General features: G+C 47.8%; 23 protein-coding genes and 1 tRNA gene. 16 read left to right on the top strand and 8 right to left on the bottom strand.

What is annotated here, in order from left to right; translation table 11 throughout:
* From LBCZ_RS16395 to LBCZ_RS10325, 3 genes are read left to right on the top strand one after another with little or no spacing between them, the layout of a single operon-like run.
* A complete protein-coding gene (locus LBCZ_RS16395; protein WP_225421675.1) occupies positions 1-372 on the top strand; it encodes an acyltransferase family protein in 372 nt (123 codons plus the stop codon).
* On the top strand, positions 300-1,028 hold the full coding sequence (locus LBCZ_RS10330) for an acyltransferase family protein (protein WP_225421674.1): 729 nt from the start codon (positions 300-302) through the stop codon (positions 1,026-1,028). The genes LBCZ_RS16395 and LBCZ_RS10330 overlap by 73 nt, the downstream gene beginning before the upstream one ends.
* The gene (locus LBCZ_RS10325; protein ID WP_025012735.1) at positions 1,015-1,812 is read left to right on the top strand and encodes an alpha/beta hydrolase; all 798 of its coding nucleotides are present in this window, start codon (positions 1,015-1,017) and stop codon (positions 1,810-1,812) included. Before LBCZ_RS10330 ends, LBCZ_RS10325 begins: the two co-directional genes overlap by 14 nt.
* A 386-nt stretch (positions 1,813-2,198) precedes the next feature.
* Here LBCZ_RS10325 and LBCZ_RS10320 read toward each other — a convergent pair whose 3' ends face one another.
* Positions 2,199-3,587 carry a hemolysin family protein gene (locus LBCZ_RS10320; RefSeq protein ID WP_010491934.1) on the bottom strand — a complete coding sequence of 463 codons (1,389 nt, stop codon included), beginning with the start codon at positions 3,585-3,587 and terminating at the stop codon, positions 2,199-2,201.
* Positions 3,588-3,729: 142 nt separating this feature from the next.
* Between LBCZ_RS10320 and LBCZ_RS10315 the strand changes: the two genes are divergently transcribed.
* From LBCZ_RS10315 to LBCZ_RS10305, 3 genes are all read left to right on the top strand, one after another.
* A complete protein-coding gene (locus LBCZ_RS10315; protein WP_039639289.1) occupies positions 3,730-4,476 on the top strand; it encodes a TIGR02452 family protein in 747 nt (248 codons plus the stop codon).
* A 20-nt stretch (positions 4,477-4,496) separates the two neighbouring features.
* Positions 4,497-5,117 (top strand): type 1 glutamine amidotransferase, encoded by a 621-nt coding sequence (locus LBCZ_RS10310; protein ID WP_039639287.1) that lies wholly within the window; start codon positions 4,497-4,499, stop codon positions 5,115-5,117.
* 263 nt (positions 5,118-5,380) lie between these two features.
* On the top strand, positions 5,381-6,436 hold the full coding sequence (locus LBCZ_RS10305; protein ID WP_025012736.1) for an RlpA-like double-psi beta-barrel domain-containing protein: 1,056 nt from the start codon (positions 5,381-5,383) through the stop codon (positions 6,434-6,436).
* Positions 6,437-6,823: 387 nt separating this feature from the next.
* Here the strand turns inward: LBCZ_RS10305 and LBCZ_RS10300 are convergent, their stop codons facing one another.
* Positions 6,824-7,381 (bottom strand): class I SAM-dependent methyltransferase, encoded by a 558-nt coding sequence (locus tag LBCZ_RS10300; RefSeq protein ID WP_025012737.1) that lies wholly within the window; start codon positions 7,379-7,381, stop codon positions 6,824-6,826.
* A gap of 212 nt (positions 7,382-7,593) precedes the next feature.
* On the opposite strand from LBCZ_RS10300, the gene LBCZ_RS10295 reads away from it, so the two are divergent.
* From LBCZ_RS10295 to LBCZ_RS10280, 4 genes are all read left to right on the top strand, one after another.
* Positions 7,594-7,665: transfer RNA gene (locus tag LBCZ_RS10295), tRNA-Asn, on the top strand.
* Positions 7,666-8,131: 466 nt separating this feature from the next.
* Entirely contained in the window at positions 8,132-8,980 is an 849-nt protein-coding gene (locus LBCZ_RS10290) for an aldo/keto reductase (protein WP_010491922.1), read from the top strand.
* Positions 8,981-8,997: 17 nt separating this feature from the next.
* Complete coding sequence (locus LBCZ_RS10285; RefSeq protein WP_010491921.1) at positions 8,998-9,402, top strand: MerR family transcriptional regulator; 405 nt, start codon at positions 8,998-9,000, stop codon at positions 9,400-9,402.
* Positions 9,403-9,537: 135 nt separating this feature from the next.
* Entirely contained in the window at positions 9,538-10,080 is a 543-nt protein-coding gene (locus LBCZ_RS10280) for a biotin transporter BioY (RefSeq protein WP_025012738.1), read from the top strand.
* A gap of 94 nt (positions 10,081-10,174) precedes the next feature.
* Here the strand turns inward: LBCZ_RS10280 and LBCZ_RS10275 are convergent, their stop codons facing one another.
* From LBCZ_RS10275 to LBCZ_RS10260, 4 genes are all read right to left on the bottom strand, one after another.
* Positions 10,175-10,540 (bottom strand): hypothetical protein, encoded by a 366-nt coding sequence (locus LBCZ_RS10275; protein WP_025012739.1) that lies wholly within the window; start codon positions 10,538-10,540, stop codon positions 10,175-10,177.
* Between the two features lie 39 nt (positions 10,541-10,579).
* Positions 10,580-11,722: a tRNA epoxyqueuosine(34) reductase QueG gene (queG, locus tag LBCZ_RS10270; protein ID WP_025012740.1), complete on the bottom strand. Its 1,143-nt coding sequence runs from the start codon at positions 11,720-11,722 to the stop codon at positions 10,580-10,582.
* Positions 11,723-12,075: 353 nt separating this feature from the next.
* Positions 12,076-12,864, bottom strand: a complete 789-nt coding sequence (locus LBCZ_RS10265; protein ID WP_025012741.1) for a tyrosine-protein phosphatase — start codon at positions 12,862-12,864, stop codon at positions 12,076-12,078.
* 138 nt (positions 12,865-13,002) lie between these two features.
* Positions 13,003-13,395 carry a helix-turn-helix domain-containing protein gene (locus tag LBCZ_RS10260; RefSeq protein ID WP_010491911.1) on the bottom strand — a complete coding sequence of 131 codons (393 nt, stop codon included), beginning with the start codon at positions 13,393-13,395 and terminating at the stop codon, positions 13,003-13,005.
* Positions 13,396-13,704: 309 nt separating this feature from the next.
* Here LBCZ_RS10260 and LBCZ_RS10255 point away from each other — a divergent pair, with 309 nt between their 5' ends.
* The 4 genes from LBCZ_RS10255 to LBCZ_RS10235 all read left to right on the top strand — a co-directional run bounded on the left by LBCZ_RS10255 (position 13,705) and on the right by LBCZ_RS10235 (position 16,931).
* A complete protein-coding gene (locus LBCZ_RS10255) occupies positions 13,705-14,151 on the top strand; it encodes a universal stress protein (RefSeq protein ID WP_010491909.1) in 447 nt (148 codons plus the stop codon).
* Between the two features lie 299 nt (positions 14,152-14,450).
* Positions 14,451-15,065, top strand: a complete 615-nt coding sequence (locus LBCZ_RS10250) for a DNA-3-methyladenine glycosylase I (RefSeq protein ID WP_025012742.1) — start codon at positions 14,451-14,453, stop codon at positions 15,063-15,065.
* 29 nt (positions 15,066-15,094) lie between these two features.
* A complete protein-coding gene (locus LBCZ_RS10245) occupies positions 15,095-16,015 on the top strand; it encodes a DMT family transporter (RefSeq protein ID WP_010491905.1) in 921 nt (306 codons plus the stop codon).
* A 427-nt stretch (positions 16,016-16,442) separates the two neighbouring features.
* Positions 16,443-16,931 (top strand): hypothetical protein, encoded by a 489-nt coding sequence (locus LBCZ_RS10235; protein ID WP_010491900.1) that lies wholly within the window; start codon positions 16,443-16,445, stop codon positions 16,929-16,931.
* Between the two features lie 2 nt (positions 16,932-16,933).
* On the opposite strand, the gene LBCZ_RS10230 is transcribed toward LBCZ_RS10235, so the two are convergent.
* Positions 16,934-17,170 carry a hypothetical protein gene (locus LBCZ_RS10230; RefSeq protein ID WP_010491898.1) on the bottom strand — a complete coding sequence of 79 codons (237 nt, stop codon included), beginning with the start codon at positions 17,168-17,170 and terminating at the stop codon, positions 16,934-16,936.
* 185 nt (positions 17,171-17,355) lie between these two features.
* Positions 17,356-18,375: an adenosine deaminase gene (gene add / locus LBCZ_RS10225; RefSeq protein WP_025012743.1), complete on the bottom strand. Its 1,020-nt coding sequence runs from the start codon at positions 18,373-18,375 to the stop codon at positions 17,356-17,358.
* A gap of 106 nt (positions 18,376-18,481) precedes the next feature.
* Between add and LBCZ_RS10220 the strand changes: the two genes are divergently transcribed.
* Positions 18,482-19,786 carry a pyrimidine-nucleoside phosphorylase gene (locus LBCZ_RS10220; protein ID WP_025012744.1) on the top strand — a complete coding sequence of 435 codons (1,305 nt, stop codon included), beginning with the start codon at positions 18,482-18,484 and terminating at the stop codon, positions 19,784-19,786.
* 308 nt (positions 19,787-20,094) lie between these two features.
* On the top strand, positions 20,095-21,144 hold the full coding sequence (locus tag LBCZ_RS10215; protein ID WP_039639281.1) for an IS30 family transposase: 1,050 nt from the start codon (positions 20,095-20,097) through the stop codon (positions 21,142-21,144).
* Positions 21,145-21,197 lie beyond the last annotated feature (53 nt).

The raw sequence follows: 21,197 nt of genomic DNA, 5'->3' as shown, positions 1-21,197 counted from the left end.
ATGAATACGGAAGGGGCGTTTCAAAACGTGAAAGTCCAATCGACGCATCAACGCATTGAATGGATTGATGTTGCCAAAGGCCTCGGAATCATTGCAGTTGTGTTGGGGCATTTCTATCCGCGCAATACAACGTTTTATGAAAGCTTATATTGGTGGCATATGCCATTGTTCTTTATGATTGGCGGTTTCTTCGTCAAGCCGACAACGTTGCCGACTTTAAGAGATTATCTGAGGCGACGGTTCTGGCCAATGTTCAAGCAGTATTTTGGATACGGCGTGGGGCTGATTTTGCTGAATTTGTGGTTGAGCAACGCACGCCTGCATTTACCCTGGATTATTTGCGGCGACTGGTTTATGGCGGAACCGAACTGAATGGTTATTTATCGGTCTTTTGGTTTATGACAGTTTATGCCTTCAGTAGTTTGCTGTTTAGTCTATTACGTGGCTATATGCCAAAAGTCTGGCAAGAGGCGGTTTTAATGGCCGGACTTTTCTGGTTAGGGTTCAGTTATCCTAACGCTGAGGCAGCTTTAGGATTTCCGATTCCAGGCAACCTTGATTTAGTACTGGTTGCTTTGCCGTATATGTTTGTCGGCTGGTGGTTATTCCATTATGCCCGGCAAATTGTCACCAAGCCGTGGTTTATGGTGGTCGCTGTCGGCCTTTTCGCAGTGCTGTTTACTGCCCAGTCGCGTGGCCAAATCGACTTTTTGCTTTATATGAAATCCCATCACTTAACTGATCCACTTCTGGCGGGATGGGCGCCAGTCATTATCTGCGGTGGTTTATTTGCTGGAGCCAAAATAGTGTCAGGAACTTTTGCAGGAAACTGGTTAGATCGCATTGGCCGTAGTACACTACCTATAATGTATGGTCATAAAGCGGTCGGCTATGTTTTGGAGAAGTTCGGTGATCCTAATATACTTGTGCTGGTGATTGCCGGTGTCACGATTCCTCTTTTCCTTGCTTATGCGGGCCGCTGCGTTCGGGAACGTTGGCAAGGCGGGGGATTATATGCGTTTAATTAAACGGTTATTGCTGGTCGTGGTGATTTTACTCGTTGGGCTGGCGCCAGGCACGCAATTGGTGGAAGCGGACACGACACCGACCATTTTCGTTCATGGTTATCGGGGTACGGCTTTTTCAACCGATCAGCTGATTGAAGGCGCCGAAGCTGCGGGGGTAGCTAAACGCAGTATGGTGATTACGGTAAGTCCAACGGGTCAGTTAGATGTTCGTGGTACGTTACACACCACTGCTGCGCCGATTATTCAAGTGATTTTTCAAAACAACACTGCTGGCGAGGAAGTAGATAGTCAGTGGCTGGCTAAAATTTTTACGATGCTGCATGAGCGCTATGGCGTGGTGAAGTTAAACGCCGTGGGTCATAGTATGGGTGCCTATGCCGTCATTGCGGCGGCGATGGCGCAAACACCGATTGAATTGGAAAAAGTCGTTGCGATCGCCGGCCCGTACGACGGCTTGCTCGGCTGGAATGACCAGCCACATCAGTTACAGCTTGCAGCAGATGGGCGGCCGAACCTGATTCGCCCGGAGTATGCGCGGCTATTGAAGAATCGTACACATTTTCGCGCTAAGTCGGTGTTGAATATTTACGGCAATGTTCAAGACGGTACGGATACCGATACTGTTGTGAGCGTCAACTCTGCCTTGAGCTTAGGCTATCTGCTTCGTGGCCTCACCAAGTATCAGACACTTGAAGTCACTGGCCCCCATGCCCAACACAGCCAGCTCCATGAACACAATGTGACGGTCGACCGCGCGATGTTGCAGTTTATCTGGGGAAAATAGGGTTGGCCGTGAAGTGTGAGTTTGGAAAATGGTTTTGCGGCGATTTAGCAGAGCTACAAAATGTTGCTGAGTCATAATTCATAGTTACAATAAAAAGGTGACCATACTCTGCGATAATGGTTGAGTATGGTCACCTTTTGTTTCCATGGGTGATTCAGTTGGGTTATTTATGATATGAGTGCCAAAGCGGAGCAATCGTAGGCCAGATGGGGCTCAGCTGTGAAATCATTGTTGGCGGTTTACCGCCTACAATGAGGCCGAGCTTCGAGACCGCGTACTTTGCGGGCTCGAAGTCGTGCCCACAGCGTTCCAGCACCAGCTGGCCGGAGATTGCGGAGTTTGGCACGGCAAAAAAATTTTCAGCCGCAAGACTTTAACGCTGCCAACTATTCCTGCTTCTTATCTTTTGCCTCTTTAACTTCCTCAGCAACGGTTTGCTTGACCGGCTTTGGATCCTGGGTGACGTCAAACCAGTTGGCGAAGCCGCGGGAAAAATCAGCGACGGTGAAGTTGAAGTGATCGATTTTGACTTTGTCATGCAACTTCAGATCGGGATGCGTTTCCATGATAAAGCCGGCAATGGTGATGATCTCGGAATCCGTGAACGCTTTGATATTAGTGTGGAAGAAACGTTCAAAGTCCCAGAGTGTCGTCTTGCCGCTGACTCGAAAGACTTTGGGATCGTCGGTTTTCCGAATGTACTCGTCGGAGACATCGTCGATTTCATCTTTAACCGTACCAAACAGCTCTTCATAAATATCTTTATCAGTGACGATGCCGCTAGTGCCACCGTATTCATCGACGACCACAACAATTGGCGTTTGTTTCTTGATCATTTGCGTCAAAATATTGTGAATCGGGGTAACTTCAGGCACATTGATAATCGAACGCAGCAGCTTGGAGACTTTCACGGATGGATCGACTTGCCCTTGCTTGACGAGATCATAGATGTAGACATACCCCAGAATCTTATCTTTGTCACCGTTTGCCACAACCGGGAACCGGCTATAGCCTTGAGTTAGATAGTCGCGCAAGGCTTCCTTAACGGTGGTATTAATATCGATCACAAACAGGCTGGTACGATCAACCATGATGTCTTTGGCCGTTTTGTCATTGAGCTCAAATGCCCGCTGCATATAAATGACATCATTTTGTTCCATGTCGCCGGAAGTAACAGCATTCTTACTAAGGTTCAAAATTTCGGCTTGGGAGAAGGCCTCGTTACCTTCATCGGCTGGCTTCATGCCCATCATTTTGACAATGCCGGTGGCGCTGACGTTCAGCAACCAGACAAATGGGAAGAACAAGATATGGAAGTAATGTAGCGGCGTCACAACCAACATTAACGTTTTAATTGGATAATCAATAGAAATGTTTTTCGGAACAATTTCGGTGAGCACCACTTCCAGGTAGGTTAAAATAATAACCCCCAAAATAGCGCCGACCGCATGCAGGCTGCCATTTGGCAAACTTAAGTGGGTCAGGCCAAACAGATCAACCAGCAAGAATTCAACGGTGGTTTCCCCGATCCACCCTAAAATGATGCCGGCCAGTGAAACACCAACCTGGGTCGTTGACAGATACTCATTTAAGTTGTGAACCATGCGCAAGGCGCGCTCAATTTTCGCTTTGCGCCCAGTGCCTTTGTCGATCATTTCCTCCAAGGCACTTGGACGACTTTGAACCAGTGCAAATTCACAGGCAACAAAAAACGCTGCGAAGAAAAAGGTGACAAGCATCACCAATAAATTGGGGACGATTTGGCCACTTTCCATGTATTCCATTCCTCATTTCATGTAGCTTTACAAACTTAATTTTAACATTGAATGAGCCAAATGAACGATAATTCATCGATTGCTTCTATATTATGCGTTATGCTGGTATCAACGAGTATGCGATTCGAGGGGAGAAGCCGAAATGGAACAAGTCAAAATGTATTGGGAGACGATGAAGGTTTTTAAAGCCGAACCAGAAATGCCCAAAACCCAGCTGATTAGCAAACCGCTGCCACGGACACCGGCAACAGGGACGGAAATGCCGCAGATTGCGATTCGCAACGTGGATGTTTTTCAACTAATGAGTGAGTTGACTGGCAAAGTCGGCGTGATGAACTTTGCCAGTCCGGTTCATCCAGGCGGTGGTGTGGCGTTTGGCGCGCGGGCGCAGGAAGAAGCGATTGCGAAGGGAACATTTTTGGTGCCGGCGCTGGAACAGCATATGGCGGATTATTATGATCAGAACTGCAAGCAGCCTAATCGCGGCCTGTTTAGCTCGAAACTTATTTATGCAGAACATGTGCGGCAGGTTTTTGACGATCAGGGACGCCGTTTGCCAAAAAAATATGTCGATGTCGTCACCGTTGCCGCGCCTGATCGTCGCGTCGATCCGCAATTAGATGATGCGACAGCCATGAAAGATATTGCATTTAAGGTTTTGCAGACGCTGCGGGCGTTTAAGGCGCATGACGTTGACCAGTTAATTCTGGGAGCATTCGGTACCGGCGTTTTTGGTAACCCAGTTAAGCCGGTTGCTGGCGTTTTTCGGAAGGCATTGCTGTTACCGGAGTTTGCTGGCGCATTCAAACGCGTCTATTTTGCAATTTACGATCCGCAAATGAGAACGATTAAGTCATTTGCGGCCGCTTTAAAAGGTGAAGACGAATAAAGGAAGAAAGGAATTAACCGATGAAACTCACAGTCATGCAACACGCAGATGCTGAAGGCTTAGGGGTCATTCAAGACTGGGTCGATAAGCATTCAATCGAAACTGTCACTTACCGGCCTGATCAAGGCGATCCGATTGCGCAACTGAATCCGGCAGACATTGATGGCTTGATTGTGCTTGGCGGCCCCATGAGCGTCAATGACGATCTCGCTTGGCTAGCAGCTGAACGGATCTTGATTCGCAGTTTGAATAAACTGAATCGACCGGTCCTTGGCATATGCTTGGGAGCTCAGCAGATCACCAAGGCTTTTGGTGCCAACGTCTACCCGATGGAAAAACCGGAAGAAGGAATCGGCACGGTCAGGACCAGTGATGGGACGCTGCTTAACGTTTTCCATTGGCATGGGGAAGCGATGAGCCGATTGCCGGGCAGCCAAGTGTTATACGAAAATGACCAGGCACTTCAAGGGTTTAAGTATCACGATCGGATCGTCGGGTTGCAGTTTCATCTGGAAGTGACGCCGACCATGATTACAGCGATGGGGACCGCTGCCGGTAAACCGCAAGGCCCGGTTAATGAAGCCATTTTGGCACCCGGACACAAGGTTCTTAGTGGGCTACTTGAGCAACTTTTTGGCTAAAAATGCGTAAAAACAACTTTTTATTGACGATTGACGCGAAAAATCAAGGTTATTCGCAAAGATTTTTTGAAGTTACGCTGAAAGAAAAACCGCGCTACAGCAGGGGGTTGCGGTTTTTAATGTTAAGGATGTAACCTAATGTAATCTTTTGTCATAGAACTTAACGTAACCGCAACACCGCGAATACATGTTCGTAATACTGACTGACTATACTAAGCCACAGTTAGTTAAGTCACCACATGAAATCAGGAGGAACTACGAACATGAAAAAGCTCTTAAGTACAGTATTATTCTCAGCCGTTGCATTATCCGCCGTTGCTTTGTCCAAACCTAGTCACGTTAGCGCAGCAACGAAAGATACTGATTCGACAACCGTCAGTGCACCAGCTAGTGATAAAACCGAAGCCAATGTTACCTATAATGGCGGCGCAACAACCGTTTGGACCTCACCGACAGTGGGACAACAAGCAAAACGTTACGTTACAACTGGCGAACATCTTCAATTTGTTAACAGTAAAAAAGTTTATTCGGAAATTTGGTATGAAACTGCCGATCACGGTTGGGTTCCAGAACGCTACTTGAGCATCAATACTTTGCAGCAACTGGCACCATTAACCCAGCAGGCTGATGCAAGTGCCGCACCGACGCAGACAACTTCACCTGCAGAACAGGTAGCTCAGTCAACTTCTAACAATGCTCAGGCGTCATCGAGTGCTGCTGCTCAAGATGCTGCAGCATCAAGTGCGGCCGCATCAAGTGCAGCTCAGGCAGCTGCCCAGCAACAGGCACAACAACAGGATCAGCAAGCTGCTGCCGCTTCGCAAGCCGCTGCTCAGCAACAGGCTCAGCAATCGGCCGCTGCCCAACAGCAAGCACAACAAGCAGCTGCTGCTTCGCAAGCTGCGCTCCAGCAACAACAAGCTGCTGCATCTAAGGCTGCCGCTCAACAACAGCAGGCACAACAACCTGCCAGCCAGGCAACCGTTCAGACAACGCAGACAGCGGTTCAGACAGCTCAACCTCAACAGGCAACCCAACAACAAGCAACTAGCAACCAAGGCACCTTCAAGATCAGTTTCTATGATCCGTCTGTTTTAGGTAGCAGCTTAGGTTATGGTGGTGTTGCCGCCAACTTAAGTGTCTTCCCTAAAGGCACCAAGTTACGCATCACCATGTCAAATGGTCAGGTCTTAGAACGGACCGTCAATGACACAGGTTCATTTGCAGCAGGCAACCCACGTCAGCTTGACGTTGCAATGCCAAACAACCAGATTCCTTCAGCAGGGGTTCTCTCTGCAACGGTTGAAGTGATTGGCTAAAGCGATTTGCCATTAACTTGATTCAAAAATAAACGCACTCGCAGTTTCCCAATACAGGGAAGCAACGAGTGCGTTTTTTTGCAGAGCGTGAACTGGCGCGGTTAGAAGTCGGAGTATAAGTGGCCTTGGGCGTGATGGCCCGGGTTTAGGCCATCGCGACCAAGGTCCTTATACGCAGACTTCTGCGCCGGAGAACGCGTTTAAGCCAGAGCGTGAACTGGCGCGGTTAGAAGCTGGAGTGTAAGCGGCCTTGGCGTGATGGCCTGGGCTTAGGCCATTGCGACCAAGGTCCTTACATGCAAGCTTCTGCGCCGGAGAACGCGTTTATGGTCGTTCATGGACTATCTGGGTCAGTGAAGGTATTCTCTGTCACGTTTTTGCGAAGAGTCACCGTACGCGGGAACTAAGCAGTAAATAAAGTTGCGCAGTCTGGGTTAACCGTTTATCGGTGACCTGAAACCAGCGATTAATCACCAGCTGGGAACTAATCAGTTCATCAACGGCAAGCTGGTCGCCAGTTGGCTGTTTAGGCGGCGCCACCGCTGCAATGAGCTGCCCTTTAGCGCTAAGTAATTGACTAAGTACATGGGTGATAGTGCGCAACTCGGCAGGGGATTGGTTAAACGCGCCGACAATCAGATCGTAAGGGCCGGTCAGCAGTTTTAACCAATGATCAGGCATGATGCGATAGCGCAGCCGATCGGAACTGGCCACTGCACGGGCACTTTGGATGGCAGCGGTATCGGTATCAATGCCCAGTACGGCAGCCGCACCATGGTTCAAGGCATAGCGGCAAAACCAGCCGTCACCACAATGAATCACAAGCACACGCAGATCCGTTACTGGCGGCATTTTCTTAACGAGCGCCTGCCACACTGGTTGATCGTCACCTGATTCGAATGGCATGTTGGGATTATCTTGCATATTAGGATATGGCGTGTCCATAGGTTCACAACCTTTCACATTCATTATAGAGGAAAATGACCCAAGATGTCGGTTGATCTTGCAGGTTTGTCGGCGATGAGTTAACAGCTTAACGAGGCCTGATTTAACACAGCAGGGAGCTTGTCTAAGGAAACACTGAAAAAAGTTCGGAAAAGTTAAACAAAAGTATTGCATTCTGCTAAGAAACATGAGAATATAATAGACATGTTAATTGCCCAGTAGTTCAGTGGTAGAATGCTTGACTGTTAATCAAAGGGTCGCTGGTTCGAATCCAGCCTGGGCAGGACTGAGCTGTGAACGATATAAAGTTCACAGCTATTTTTTTGCAGATTTTCATAAATATGAATCATTACTGATTGTATTCAGACTGGATCCGGTTTTAATGAAATGCGTTCTATTTTTGGAGAGTGACTAAGAATGACGTTCGCTCGAAAGAAAATATGATAACTGTTGTTGCATTGGAGTTCAGACAAAGGTTTATCATAGAGGTGTTGTTGAAGCACAGTGTCTGAATATTGATATTTCTTACAATTCTTAAGTTCTTGATGATGAGTTCAAGCATACCTAGTAAAACATACAAATCGGAATGCATGACATTTTTCTGTAGGTCATTTGGAAATCGTAGTTTATAACAGTAGAAAAGGACCGAACTTATCTGGCACGTTCACAACAACAGTCAACATTAGAGTCGTTGGCAGAAACTGAAAGTTCGAATCAACCGGTTTACCAAAAAGTAAGGAGCAAATTTTCATGGAAACAGTTAAATTAAACAACGGTGTCGATATGCCGATCCTCGGCTTCGGCGTCTTTCAGGTTACAGATCTCAATGTTGCTGAACAGGCAGTTTTGGATGCGATTGAATCAGGTTATCGGTTGATCGACACTGCTCAAGCATACGGTAATGAAGAAGCCGTTGGCCGAGCGATCAAACGTAGTGGTGTTGATCGTCAGGATCTTTTTATTACAACCAAGCTTTGGTTGACTGATACGGGATACGCGGCAACCAAGAAGGCGTTTCAAGCCTCGCTCGATCGACTGCAGCTGGATTATCTTGACTTGTATTTAATCCATCAACCTTGGGGAGACGTTCACGGATCGTGGCGCGCCATGGAGGAGTTGTATAAAGAAGGCAAAATTCGAGCAATTGGTGTGTCTAATTTTGAGCCGGATCAATTGACTGATATTGCAATTTTCAACGATGTGACGCCTGCGCTGAATCAAATTGAGGTTAATCCTTGGGATCAGCAACTTGAACCTGTCAAATTTATGCAAAACAACGACATCCAACCAGAGGCATGGGCACCCTTTGCGGAGGGGAAGCACGATATCTTCAAAAATCCGACATTAGCGGCAATTGGCGCCAAATACAACAAGTCAGTTGGGCAAGTCATTTTACGATGGCTGACTCAACGTGGTATTGTGGCAATCCCTAAATCCGTTCATAAAAATCGGATGATCGAGAACTTTAACATTTTCGATTTTAAATTGAACGATGATGATATGGGGAAAATTGCCGGCTTAGACATGAAGGAAAGTCAGTTCTTCGATCACCGTGACCCTGAGGCGCAAATGAAGATTGTTGGTAGGCGCATTAAATAAGACGAGGTGAGCTTGTTATGACGATTGATGAGGTTAGTAAGAAGTTTGACCTGACGAAAGACACGTTGCGTTATTGGGAGCGTATCGGGTTATTGCCCGATATTGCGCGTAACGCAAGTGGGTATCGTGAGTATGATGAACATGCGCTGAATTGGGTTTATTACATCATGATTCTTCGTAAAGCAGGGATGTCGATTGAGGCGCTTTCTGAATTTGTTAAACTTTTACGTGAAGGCGACCAGACGATTGCTGCTAGAAAGTCTTTGTTTATCGAACAGCGCGATCATTTAATGGCGCAGCGTGACAATATTAACAAGACACTTCGGTACCTAGACTACAAGATCGATCACTTTGAAGATCACATGCTTAGCTATGAAAACGAGAAATTGGCTTATGAAGGCAAATTGGCCGATGAAAAGTAGCACGGATTATTTTAGCTAAAAAACAGCTTTTCTTGAAAAAGAACACAAAAGAGACATGCTCTGAACGAATTTTGATGCTGCATGCCGTTACGGTATGGTATTCTAAGTAAAATATAGAACGGGAATGGTGACTTCATGCAAACAAAAATTCTAACACGTATGGGGCTATTATTGGCAGTCTTAATCGGATTGGCATTTGCGCCACCGATCACAGTTGGTTTTCTAGGTGTGCCGATTGTTTTGCAGAACATGGGCGTCATGTTGGTGGCCATGTTGTTACCGAAACGGTCGGCAACGGTCACAATTGGCATGTTGCTGGCATTGGCTGCGCTTGGCTTGCCCGTATTAACTGGTGGTCGCGGCGGTATCGCCGTCTTCATGGGGCCGACTGCCGGCTTCATGTATGGTTGGTTGCTGACACCGCTGGCCTATGCCGGCATTACCCATTACCTTAAGCAAGATTCTTGGGTGACCAAAGCCCTTGGGATGACGTTGGGCGGCGTGCTGCTGACGGAATTGTTGGGCGCCGCGTGGTTGGCTGCGACGACGAATATGACATTTGTTCCGGCGCTTTTGAGTGTTTTGATCTATATTCCAGGTGATCTGCTTAAAATGGCGCTCAGCGTTTTGGTGGTTCAACAATTAACGGCTGTGATGCCTGCCTTGAATTCAAAGTAAGCTAGTACAAAAAAGTACCTTGATTACCACCGTGTCAATGCATGGTGGGGAATCAGGGTACTTTTTTTGAACGGAGCTATGTTTTTGCAGGCTTTTAATCAACAAACAACAGTTCAAAAGCATGATCTTTTGTATTGATATTAACCGAAACGTGGCGATTGAGGTCACTCACGAGATTTCGAGCAAACGCCATTTTGAATTCAAAATCCTTCAACTTGGCCGTAAAAGGCACCGAATTGAAATCAAAGTTTTCGCCGATGAACGCGGCATCCGTGACATATTTAAGATTATTTTGATCGTGACGGCTGCCGGGTTTTAGAACAGCATCTAAATAACGGTACAATTCCGATGGCGAATAGTGTAACGGTTTAACCAGATCGGTTGTAATGTTGAAGTCTGGCGCATCATCGGCCATCTCTTCGTTGACCTGCACCTGTATCAGTCCTTGATATAATTTCAATGTGGGCACCTCTCATCCTTATACTTTATTATAACATGCTCAGCGTTGGACGATTCGATCAATTGCGTTTTGAAACTCGGTGCGAGCTTCTTCGGTGGTTTCCTTAGCCTGAGCATTTTTCAAAAATGTCGTGAGTTCAGCTGTGGGGGCAGCGGCCAGTTCGCTAATAGCCCACGCGGCCGTTGCCCTGATCATGGGGCGGGGGTCGTTTTCAATGACCTCAAGTAGGTGCGGAACAGCACTGCGATCATGAAGGTTAACTAATGCAATGATGGCGTTACGCTGCAGCGGCTTTTTCCCGCGCCATGCCCCGGCCAGTTTACCGAAGCGGGTCTTAAAGCCTCTATTGCTTAACGTTAGCATTGGAATTAATTCCGGCATCACGGTGTCTGGATCAGGTTCCATTTCGGGATGTATATGAAAATCTTTGCCTTTATTAAACGGGCAGACCTGTTGGCAGATATCACAGCCGTACAAGACATTGCGAATCATCGGCCGAAATTCCGGATCCATGTAACCCTTTGTTTGAGTTTGGTAAGACAGGCACCGCTGACCGTTCATCCGTCCATCGCCTAGCAGTGCCTTGGGCGGACAAAAGTCAATACAGCGGGTACACGTCCCACATTGACAAGCCATCGGTTCATCCGGTGCGAATTTAATATTCGTGATGATTTCGCCTAAATAGACATAGGAACCAAATTCAGGCGTGATTAGCAGGCCATTTTTGCCGATAAAACCAAGCCCGGCGCGCTGGGCGACGGCGACATCGATTAATTCTCCAGTGTCGACCATGGGTTTGAAGCGGATGGCTGTATCCGTCGCAGCCGTGTCTTTGATAAATTGCATTAATGCGTCCATCTTGCGATCCAAAACGGTGTGATAATCAATGCCCCAACTAGCCCGCGCAAAGCGACCGCGTTTAGGACCGGTGCGAGGTGGACGGTCATGAATTTTGGATGGATAAGCCAGCGCAATGGCAATGATACTCTGCGGCTGGTCAAAGATCTTGTCAGGATATAACCGTTCATCCAGATTTTGGTGTTCGAATCCGGTTGTATGGCCAGCGGCTTTTTGAGCCAGCAAACTGGGTTTTAATGCAGCAAAATCATCGGCGGTGGTAAAGCCGATTTTATCGATCCCCAAATCCTTCGCGTGGCTTTTGATCGTTTCCTTAAGATCCATGCCGCCAACCTCCTAACATTGATGATGTCATTATTTTAGCGAAACGGTGGCGGGAAAGCAAAATTGCAGAACGCCCCAAAGCCCATTAACACGTTTACCGGCGCAGAAACCTGCGTGTAGAGGCTTCGGGCGTGATGGACAAACACCACCTTTTGCCACTCGTACTATTGAGGACCTTGTAAGGGTTTGCTTCCGATTTCTAAACGCTCCTGTTCGCGCTCACAAAAAAACGTTATCCAGCCATTGCCAAACAACGTTTTTCGTTAAAAGAACAGGAGGCGGAACATCGCTTTTTCACGACGCTGCTAACATATCGGAAAAATGTGAACAGATTGTGACGAATTTATCGCTAATTACTGAAGATAGAGTTCCCGGAGGTCGCGCTTTTCCGCCGGCGTGAGTTGCAGAGCGTCTTGAAGATAATTTTTCATGCCGCCGTACTCTTCGTCGATGGTCGCCAGTGCACTGTCGAGAAAGGCACCCGAAACGGTACCGAGGTCACGAATGTTAGCGAGCAATGCATCCGTTGCGCCGCGTTTGCGTGCCGCAGCAAGATTCTTTTCGACCATCGGCTGAATCAGGTCGTTGGTTGCCAAATAATCTTGCCGAATCGTATGACCATCGACCCCCAAAGCCGATAGCAGATAAACGGCGCCCATACCGGTACGGTCTTTACCTGCTGTGCAGTGGAACAGCACAGCGCCGTTTTCGCTGTCGTTACTTAACAGAATATCGAAAAATTGACGATAGGCTTTTTGGGCGGACGGCATTTTGACAATATCGGCGTAAGTTTTGACCATATTCTCGAAACCAGCGTGCGGATCGCGGGAGAAACTCTTTTGCAGGGCATCAGCCTGTTCGCTGCTTTTGGTTTCGTCGGTTGGGAAGACAGGGACGAAGTGGTATTCAGCGACGTTCGGATAGCGATCGGGCTCGGCCGCTTGTTCCTCGGGCGAGCGAAAGTCCACATCGGAAATCAGTCCATAATCGGCCAAATAATCCAAATCCGCATCAGATAATTCACTTAGTTTTGCCGAGCGGATAATTTTGTGAGATTTAATCACCTGGCCGGATTTGGTCCGATACCCGCCAAGCTCGCGAAAATTTAAGCCGTGTTTAATATTAAGAACATAAGGTGCCAAATTTAATTCCTCCATCGTGAAAACGTTTGACCCTAGTATACGCGACATTGATGGTGACCGGCAACGGGATGAAACGTTTTCATAATGACTATATAAAAAGAGCCGCCCGCAGACGACTCCCAGTGTAACGCAAAGCAACTATTCTTCCGGTTGAGAAATAATTAAACCGGTAATGAAGGCTGCCACAAGGGACTTGGTTCCGGAACTAAGCGGGGAACCATTGTAGGTCAAAACGGAATTATTACCGATCAGGTCTTCAATCCGAATGGTCGAACCCTCTGCAGCTGCTTTTTCCTGCTCTTTTTGTTTCGCGTACTTGTCAGGATATGCAACGCCTAACAAATCAAGCGGATCGACATCATAGTATTCAGCAAGCTTTCGAATACTGCGTTCGCTTGGAATTGTCTGATCGTTCTCCCACTTGGTAAAGCTTGCAGGGGACGTGTGCGTCGCCTTGGCAACTTCAACAATTGATTCGCCACGACTCTTACGGATTTGCCGCAAGACACTGCCAACACCATTTGTAATCATAAATTTCACCACGCTTCTTTTTTTCTTGTGTGACGCCGAATTCTTAAAAATTAAGAATACAAGCTTACTCACTATAATATAGCATCATTACGTATTAAATCAATCATTGAACCGCAAAATCAAAATATATTTAAATAAATTTTGATTGACGGTTCTTTGACCTGCCACGTTGACGCCTCAAGGTTGGTACTGATGTATATTTTACATGGTATGGTGATCGATTACCATGTTAAGACCAAATTTATTTCTTGTATTCGTTTCCTCACCGTTCTATGCTTAAGTTAATAAGAAAGTTAGGATGTGAGCGGAATGGACCAAGAATATGATCGCTTACTTGTACCCGTAGATGGGTCAAAGGAAGCCGAGTTAGCTTTCAGTAAGGCTGTTAAAGTTGCAATGGCCAACCAAGCCCACTTGGATGTTTTGAATGTGCTTGACACCAAGCAGTTTATCGGCAGCTATGGCGGTATGATATCCGGTGATGCGGTTTATCAGCTGACGCAAGATGCGCAGGAATACTTAGAGAATTTGAAAGAAGAAGCTAAAAGTACAGGACTGACCGATATTGACATCCACATTCGTTTTGGCAATCCCAAGACGGTTATCGCCACTGACTTTCCACATGACCACCACAACGATCTGATCGTCATTGGCGCCACTGGGCTGAACGCAGTCGAGCGGGTGCTGGTCGGTTCGGTAACCGAATACGTGAACCGCACCGCGCCATGCGATGTGCTCATCGTTAAAACTAAATAAGCTTTTGGTAAGGTAGGCATCGGCGACGTTGAATCGCTGATGCTTACCTTTTTTTGGTGAGCGTGAACCAGCCCGGTTAGAAACTGGAGTGTAAGTGGCCTTGGGCGTGATGGCGTTCTTTGCCATTGCGACCGAGGTCCTTACACGCAGGTTTCTGGGCTGGCGAACGCGTTATGCCAATCATAAAGTTGCAAGCGTTACAAACAAATCCAATAACTTGAGGGTGACTGCTGGCATTCTGACAGATCGCGGCGTAATGTATCTATAACCAATTAGCAAAGATTTGGAGGTCATTTGAAATAGCAGATACAAGCGATCGAACTGCAGAGGCTAAAACGGAAGCAGCATTGCGTCGCTACCAGGAACGCAAACGCTATACGGATTGGGTTGCCAAAATGTCACCGGAATTACGCGCTTATCATGATCATGAATGGGGCGTGCCGGTTCACGATGATCAAAAACTATTTGAGTTGTTATCGTTGGAAATTTTTCAGGCAGGTTTAAACTGGGAACTCGTGTTACGCAAGCGGGCTGCCTTCAAGGATGCTTTCCATCATTTTGATATTAAACAAGTGGCAGCGATGGATGAACCAGATGTGGATGCTTTGTTAAAACGTGCCGACATCATTCGCAACCGCATGAAAATTGAAGCGACGATTACCAACGCGCGCGCTATTTTAAAAATTCAGGCCGAGTATGGCAGCTTAAATGATTATTTGTGGGCCTTTGTTGACGGCAAGCCATTGGTTAACCGCCCCAAATCACTAGCGGAGATACCGACTAAAAGCGCACTGTCGGTGAAGATTGCCAAAGATATGAAAAAACACGGCTTTGCCTTCGTCGGCCCGGTAATCGTGTATAATTATTTGCAAGGCGCAGGATTAATTGACGATCATGTTGTTATGGAAGACTGATCCAATCAGCGCAAGAAGGGGCAAGGGCGTTGAAACGCATCCGCTTGTGGGGGATTTTTCTAGCCATCATGGGGTCAAGTTTTTGGGGTATTTCCGGCCCGGTAAGCGAGTCCCTGTTTGATAAAGGCATCAAGGTGTCTTGGTTAATTAGCTCGAAAATGCTGATTGCCGGTGTTGTGTTGATGGCGGTGGCCTTTTGGAAAGATCGGTCGGCCATCATGGCACCGTGGCGCAATCGGCGTGATGCGTTGCAGCTGATTATTTTTGTGTTATTTGGCATGATCGGCATGCAGTATATTTATTTTAAGGCCGTTGCCGTGGCGAATGCCGCAACCGCGACGATTTTACAGTATCTTTCACCGGTCGTGGTCTTGGTTTTTCTTGCACTTCGATTGCGGGAAAAACCGCGTCGGATTGATTTACTGACGATTGGCATGGCCATGCTGGGGACAGCACTAGTTGTGACTAAAGGCAGGCTGACACATTTGGCGATTTCCCCGTCAGCTTTCTTTTGGGGCATCATGGCCGCCTTGGCTGCAGCCGCGTATACGTTATTGCCGGCAGGACTTTTAAAACGGCACTCACCAATTGTGGTGACAGCCTGGGCGCAATTGTTGGGCGGATTCCTGGTTGATGCGTTTGATCCCTTTTGGAAACAAATACCGCATCTTGATGCCGCTGGCTGGGCCGGTTACTGGTTTATTGTGATTTTCGGAACGATTATCGCTTATTCGGTGTACCTTGCCAGCCTACAGTTTATTTCGCCAACAGCAGCAACCTTACTGGATGCGTTCGAGCCGTTGGGCGCAACACTTGTATCGGTAGCCTTCCTGCATATGCATCTAGGGTTTGCCGAAGTGCTGGGCGGGGTGCTGATTATTTTGACAGTTGCCATGATGGCAATTGTGACACCACGTGGACCTAAGCTGGAAAAACGACCCGATGAATGAACCATTTTTGATTTGAGAGTCAGTTGGTGATCAACAGCGGCTAAAACGTAAACGACCCTAGAGACTTGTTTTGCCTCTAGGGTCGTTTGATCTGAAGGCGATTGGACGAATCGATATCGCCAGTCGACAACTTTAACTTGCGTGTTTGACTAGGAGATTCGGCAGTGCCTGTTGGTGTTGGTTACGCCGTAATGCCAGGATATAGCCATTTTTTATGCGTAATCGGTACGTGACAAATAATTGCAGTCGGATAGGGCGGCCTAAATAATCAATGATCGGATACGGTTTTTGATTGCTTAGCATCGTGCTCATCTCCCGACTCCATTATATAACTTGAAATGTCACAGGTTTATGACAATCACCTACATTAGATGGCGCGTCCATGCTATACTGGCGTATGAATCAGCAATGAAGATGGAGGCACAGTATGGATCAGTTTAGTATTAGTAATTTAGCAGACTGGCTTGAAGCGCATAACGATGAGCTGATGGCCAAAACCACCCAACTGGATCCCACGAAGGTATATGCCATTGTGGATTATTTGAAAGTGCTCAAAAAGCCGGCTGAGAAATACCTGCACATGAAACAGACCGACTATTACACAACTGAGTCAGATCACAAATTGAATCTACCAGACGATCAGGCACCCCTGACGGCTACTCACGATCGCATTATGGTCAATCACGTTGATGGCTCCATTAAAGATGATCAACTGAATTTTACATATAACCACGAACCGGTTTTCGATGGTGGTTATGCACCTCAACGCGATCTCAACATCGTGAAGTATGGTCTGGAAGTCATCGGAGCAGTGGCAACCAGCGGCCACATTGAGACGGTCAGCAAGGCCTTATCCCCAGACGCCGTTCTCACACTTGTGCTGGCAGCCACCGCATTCGCTAACCACCAGTCTTAAGACTACGCAGGCGTTGCCAGCCAGTCATGGTCGGTTAACTCATGATATTTTTTCGAAACCGGAACCCAGAGATGGGCTCTTAAAATAGCGCTGATGCTTTGCCAAAATGCAGGGTCGTCGCGCTGTTTTTTATTCGTTGTGATCGTAATGGGGACGCCGGTTTCAGTGATGGCGTTAATGTTAGGGTAAACAATTTGCTGCAACTGGGTTGCAATAAAGTCAGTTTGGTTAATCAACATAAGAATCATCCTTTCATTTGTTGATAAAACCAGCATAACCAGACCATGTGGTGATATCACGAATCAACCGGGATGAATCTGGGGAAAATTGATGATGAAGTTGTGGCTTTTCCCTTAAGTAATGGTTAAGGACTTTAAGGAACAGACTGGCGGAGTTTGCGGTCTTAACCCAAATGCCTATCAACCTACAGAAAAGCCGCATAATCCTGCTGCAACCGATTGCGCAATGTTTGCTTGGCCGGTTCGGAAATGAACGCGGCGTTAATGGCGTTTAAATTGAAGGCCAAGAAGTCTGCAGCGGTGGTTTTAAAGTAGGTTTGATACAGCTCGTACTCGTGGGTCAGAGTCGTATTGGAAACAGTGCGGTTGTCGGTGTTGATGGTGATAGCAGCACCGGCAGCTTTGAGCGCTTGATACGGGAACTCATCTAGCGACCGGGCCGCTTTGGTTTGCAGGTTGCTGGTCAGGCACAGTTCGATCGTGGTATGGGTCTGGACGATCTTTTGAATGAGGTCTGGTTGATCGAAGCAGGCAGTGGCGTGACCAATTCGCGGAATGCCAAGGAAGATAGCTTCGGCAATATTTTGCGGACAGTGACATTCGCCGGCGTGAAAAGTTAATGGAACGCCGAGCGCTTGCGCAGTTTTGATCGCAGGAGCGCACACGCTGGTGGGAAAATCAGCCTCGTTGCCGGCAAAATCGCCGCCGACCAACCCGTTACCTAGCAACGCGGCATTGGTACGGAACATTGTTTGATTATCAGCATTAGGTAACTGACGCATGCCGCAGACAAGCGCTTTAGCAACAATGTCGAACTTGGTCATGGCCTGGTGCAGACCTTCGATGACAGCCTCGGTTGCTTCACTTAAAGACAAGCCGCCGCTGATTGAGAACGCTGGGGCAAATCTGATTTCGATATACCGAACATTTTCTTCCGCCGCCTGGGCGACAACATCGAAAGCCGCCAATTGTAAAGCTTTTTTGGTCTGGAGCAGTGGGGCAACAAAGTCAAAAGTTTTGAGATAATCAGCCAGATTTTCAGAATCGGTCGGCGCCTGAACGAGTTGGCGCAAGGCGTCATCGGAGGCCGGCAAAGGGCGATTGATCATTTTGGCGAGTTGGCGAATGCAGCTTAGCGATAATGAGCCGTCAAGATGGCAGTGCAGTTCCGTTTTACCTAAAGCATGTAGCGTGTCGAAGTCCATCGGTTTCTCCTTTGTTAAAGCCTAGAATGACTTGAGTTTAACATAGGCAGCAGCTAACGCGTTACAATAGTTATAGGAACAGAATTAAAGGTAAGGGTGATAAAAGATGCGCATGGTCGATTTGATCACGAAGAAACGCGATCGAGGTGAGCTGACAAATGAAGAGCTGACCTGGATGATTGAACAATATACCGCTGGCAAGATTCCTGACTATCAGATGAGTGCCTTTTTGATGGCGGTTTACTTCAATGGTATGACGGATGCCGAACGCAACCATTTTGCGTTTGCAATGTTACACTCCGGCGATGTTCTTGATCTCAGCGAAATCCCCGGTATTAAGGTCGATAAGCACAGCACCGGTGGGGTAGGCGACAAGATCAGTATTCCGTTGGCGCCGCTGGTTGCGTGCTTAGGCGTGCCGGTGCCGATGATTTCCGGTCGCGGGCTTGGCCATACAGGGGGGACGCTTGATAAGCTCGAGAGTATCCCCGGTTTCAACGTCACCGAAACCGAGGCAGAGTTTAAAAAGCAGGTGCAGACGATCCACGAAGCGATTGTCAGCGCCAGCCGCGAAGTTGCCCCAGCGGATCGCCGGATTTATGCGTTGCGTGATGTGACGGGCACTGTGGAATCGATACCACTTATTGCCGGCTCCATCATGAGCAAAAAACTGGCCAGCGGCACCAATGCCTTAGTCTTCGATGTCAAAGTCGGCAATGGTGCGTTTATGAAAACCATCAAAGATGCACGGGCCTTAGCCAAGGCTTTGGTCAGCATTAGCCAGATCGCCGGCGTCAAAAGCGTCGCCTTATTGACTGACATGAATCAGCCACTGGGGATTACGATCGGGAATAGTCTGGAAATTGCCGAATCCATTGCGGTACTGAAAAATCGCGGGCCGCGTGATGTGCATGATCTGACCGTCGCTTTAGCAGCGCAAATGCTGGTACTAGGCGGCAAGGCTCCCAGTTTGGAAGTTGCCAGCGGTTTAGCCGAAGACGCTTTGCGGGACGGGCGCGCTTTGACTGCATTTAAGCAATTAATTCAAGCACAAGGCGGCGATCCCGCTGTCGTTGACGATCCGCGAAAATTACCGCAAGCCAAGTATCGGATTCCCGTGACTGCAGATGAAAGCGGCGTTGTCGATCAAATTGACACGAATGCGCTTGGCCTAGCAGCGATGCAGCTCGGTGGTGGGCGGGCCAAAAAAGATGACGTTTTGGATTTAGCAGTCGGATTGGTTTTGCACAAGAAACTGGGAACACCGGTGTCGAAAGGCGATACGCTTGTGATGTTGCACACGGATACGAAAAATGTCGCCGATATTGTTGGACTAGTCCAAAAAGCCTATCACATTGGCTCCTCAGCGCCGAAAAAGTCACCGCTCATTCATGAAATTATTCGCCCGTGACGTTTATTTTCACAAACAAATGGATTATTGCTACAATCGTGAAAAAGATAGAAAACAGAACGTCCGGGAAGCGTTTGCGGACGGGCGTGTCGGCCAATATCATAACACCATTGTGATTTGAAAAAATTTGAGAAGCATGATTTCCATCCTGTTTTTTGGGTTTTTGGTTTTTAAAAAATAAATATCCGCGCATTTTAGAATCAAGTTAGCCACTGTCTCAAAATTTTTTGGACAATAAAAAACATCAAGAACAGATATCCTGTATCATTGAAGTTCCTACCCAAACAATGGAAGAGGATATTGTCTTGATGCAGAAACAGGATAGCACACACCGCCAAAAAGGTCAGCACTTAACATCACTCGAGCGCGGAAAAGTGGCCGGATTCCGCCAAGCTGGGAAGTCCAATCGTTGGATTGCTGCTGAAATTGGCGTCTGCCCGCAGACCATTAATAATGAAATCAAGCGAGGTACAGTAGATCAGGTCAAGAAGAGTAATGGCAAGCGCGTCTACCATCGACAATACCTGCCAGAGGCTGCTCAGGTACGTTACGAGACTGCACGCTTGAGCTGTCATCGTCCTGACAAGTTCGCCAGCGTACAGGTCTTCTTAGCCTGGTACGTACAGCGAGCTAAGCAGGACAAATGGTCGCCGGATGCTTCAATCGGCTATGCCAAGCGACACAAGCTGTTTACTCCTGAAGAGCTTGTTTGTGCCTCGACTTTGTACCAGTACATTGACGACCAACGCCTAGAGATTCGAAATATCGACCTGTTGGAGAAGACTAAGCGGAAGACCTCTCACCAGCACCACACCAAGGCTAAGCGCCTGGCTGGCCGCAGTATCGAGGAACGGCCTAAGGTCGTTGAACGACGCAGGCAGTTCGGTCACTGGGAGATGGATACCATTGTCGGTAAACGCAATGGCAAGGAGAGCGTCATCTTGACTCTGATTGAGCGCAAGACCCGTTGCCAACTTCTCCGCTTGATCGAAGGACGAGATGCAGACTCTGTGAGCTATGCATTGCGTGGAATCAAGCGCGAATGGGGAGCTTGCATCAAGACCATCACAGCCGACAACGGACCCGAGTTCACCGCCTTAAATACTGCTTTTGCTGGGACGGAAACTGAGATCTTCTACGCCCATCCTTACACGTCCTGCGACCGTGGCACCAACGAGGCACATAACCGGATGATCCGCCAGGACTTCCCTAAGGGCATGTCCCTAGATGACATTAGCCCTAGTCAAGTGCAGGCCACGCAAGACCGCTTGAATCAGTTGCCTCGCAAACAACAGGGCTACTGCACACCCCAGCAAAACTTTGAGGCCGAAGCTCGGCGCGTTCGCCGCATGGCCTAGTAGTCTCTCTAGCGCCACAACTTCTATTTGATAACGGCCTGTTCTGGGATTGT

It is taken from the genome of Lacticaseibacillus casei DSM 20011 = JCM 1134 = ATCC 393 (assembly GCF_000829055.1).
GTDB classification, from domain to species: Bacteria; Bacillota; Bacilli; order Lactobacillales; family Lactobacillaceae; genus Lacticaseibacillus; species Lacticaseibacillus casei.
The sequence above is the reverse complement of the archived record's forward strand: the minus strand, read 5'-3'. Positions and strand labels throughout refer to the sequence as shown.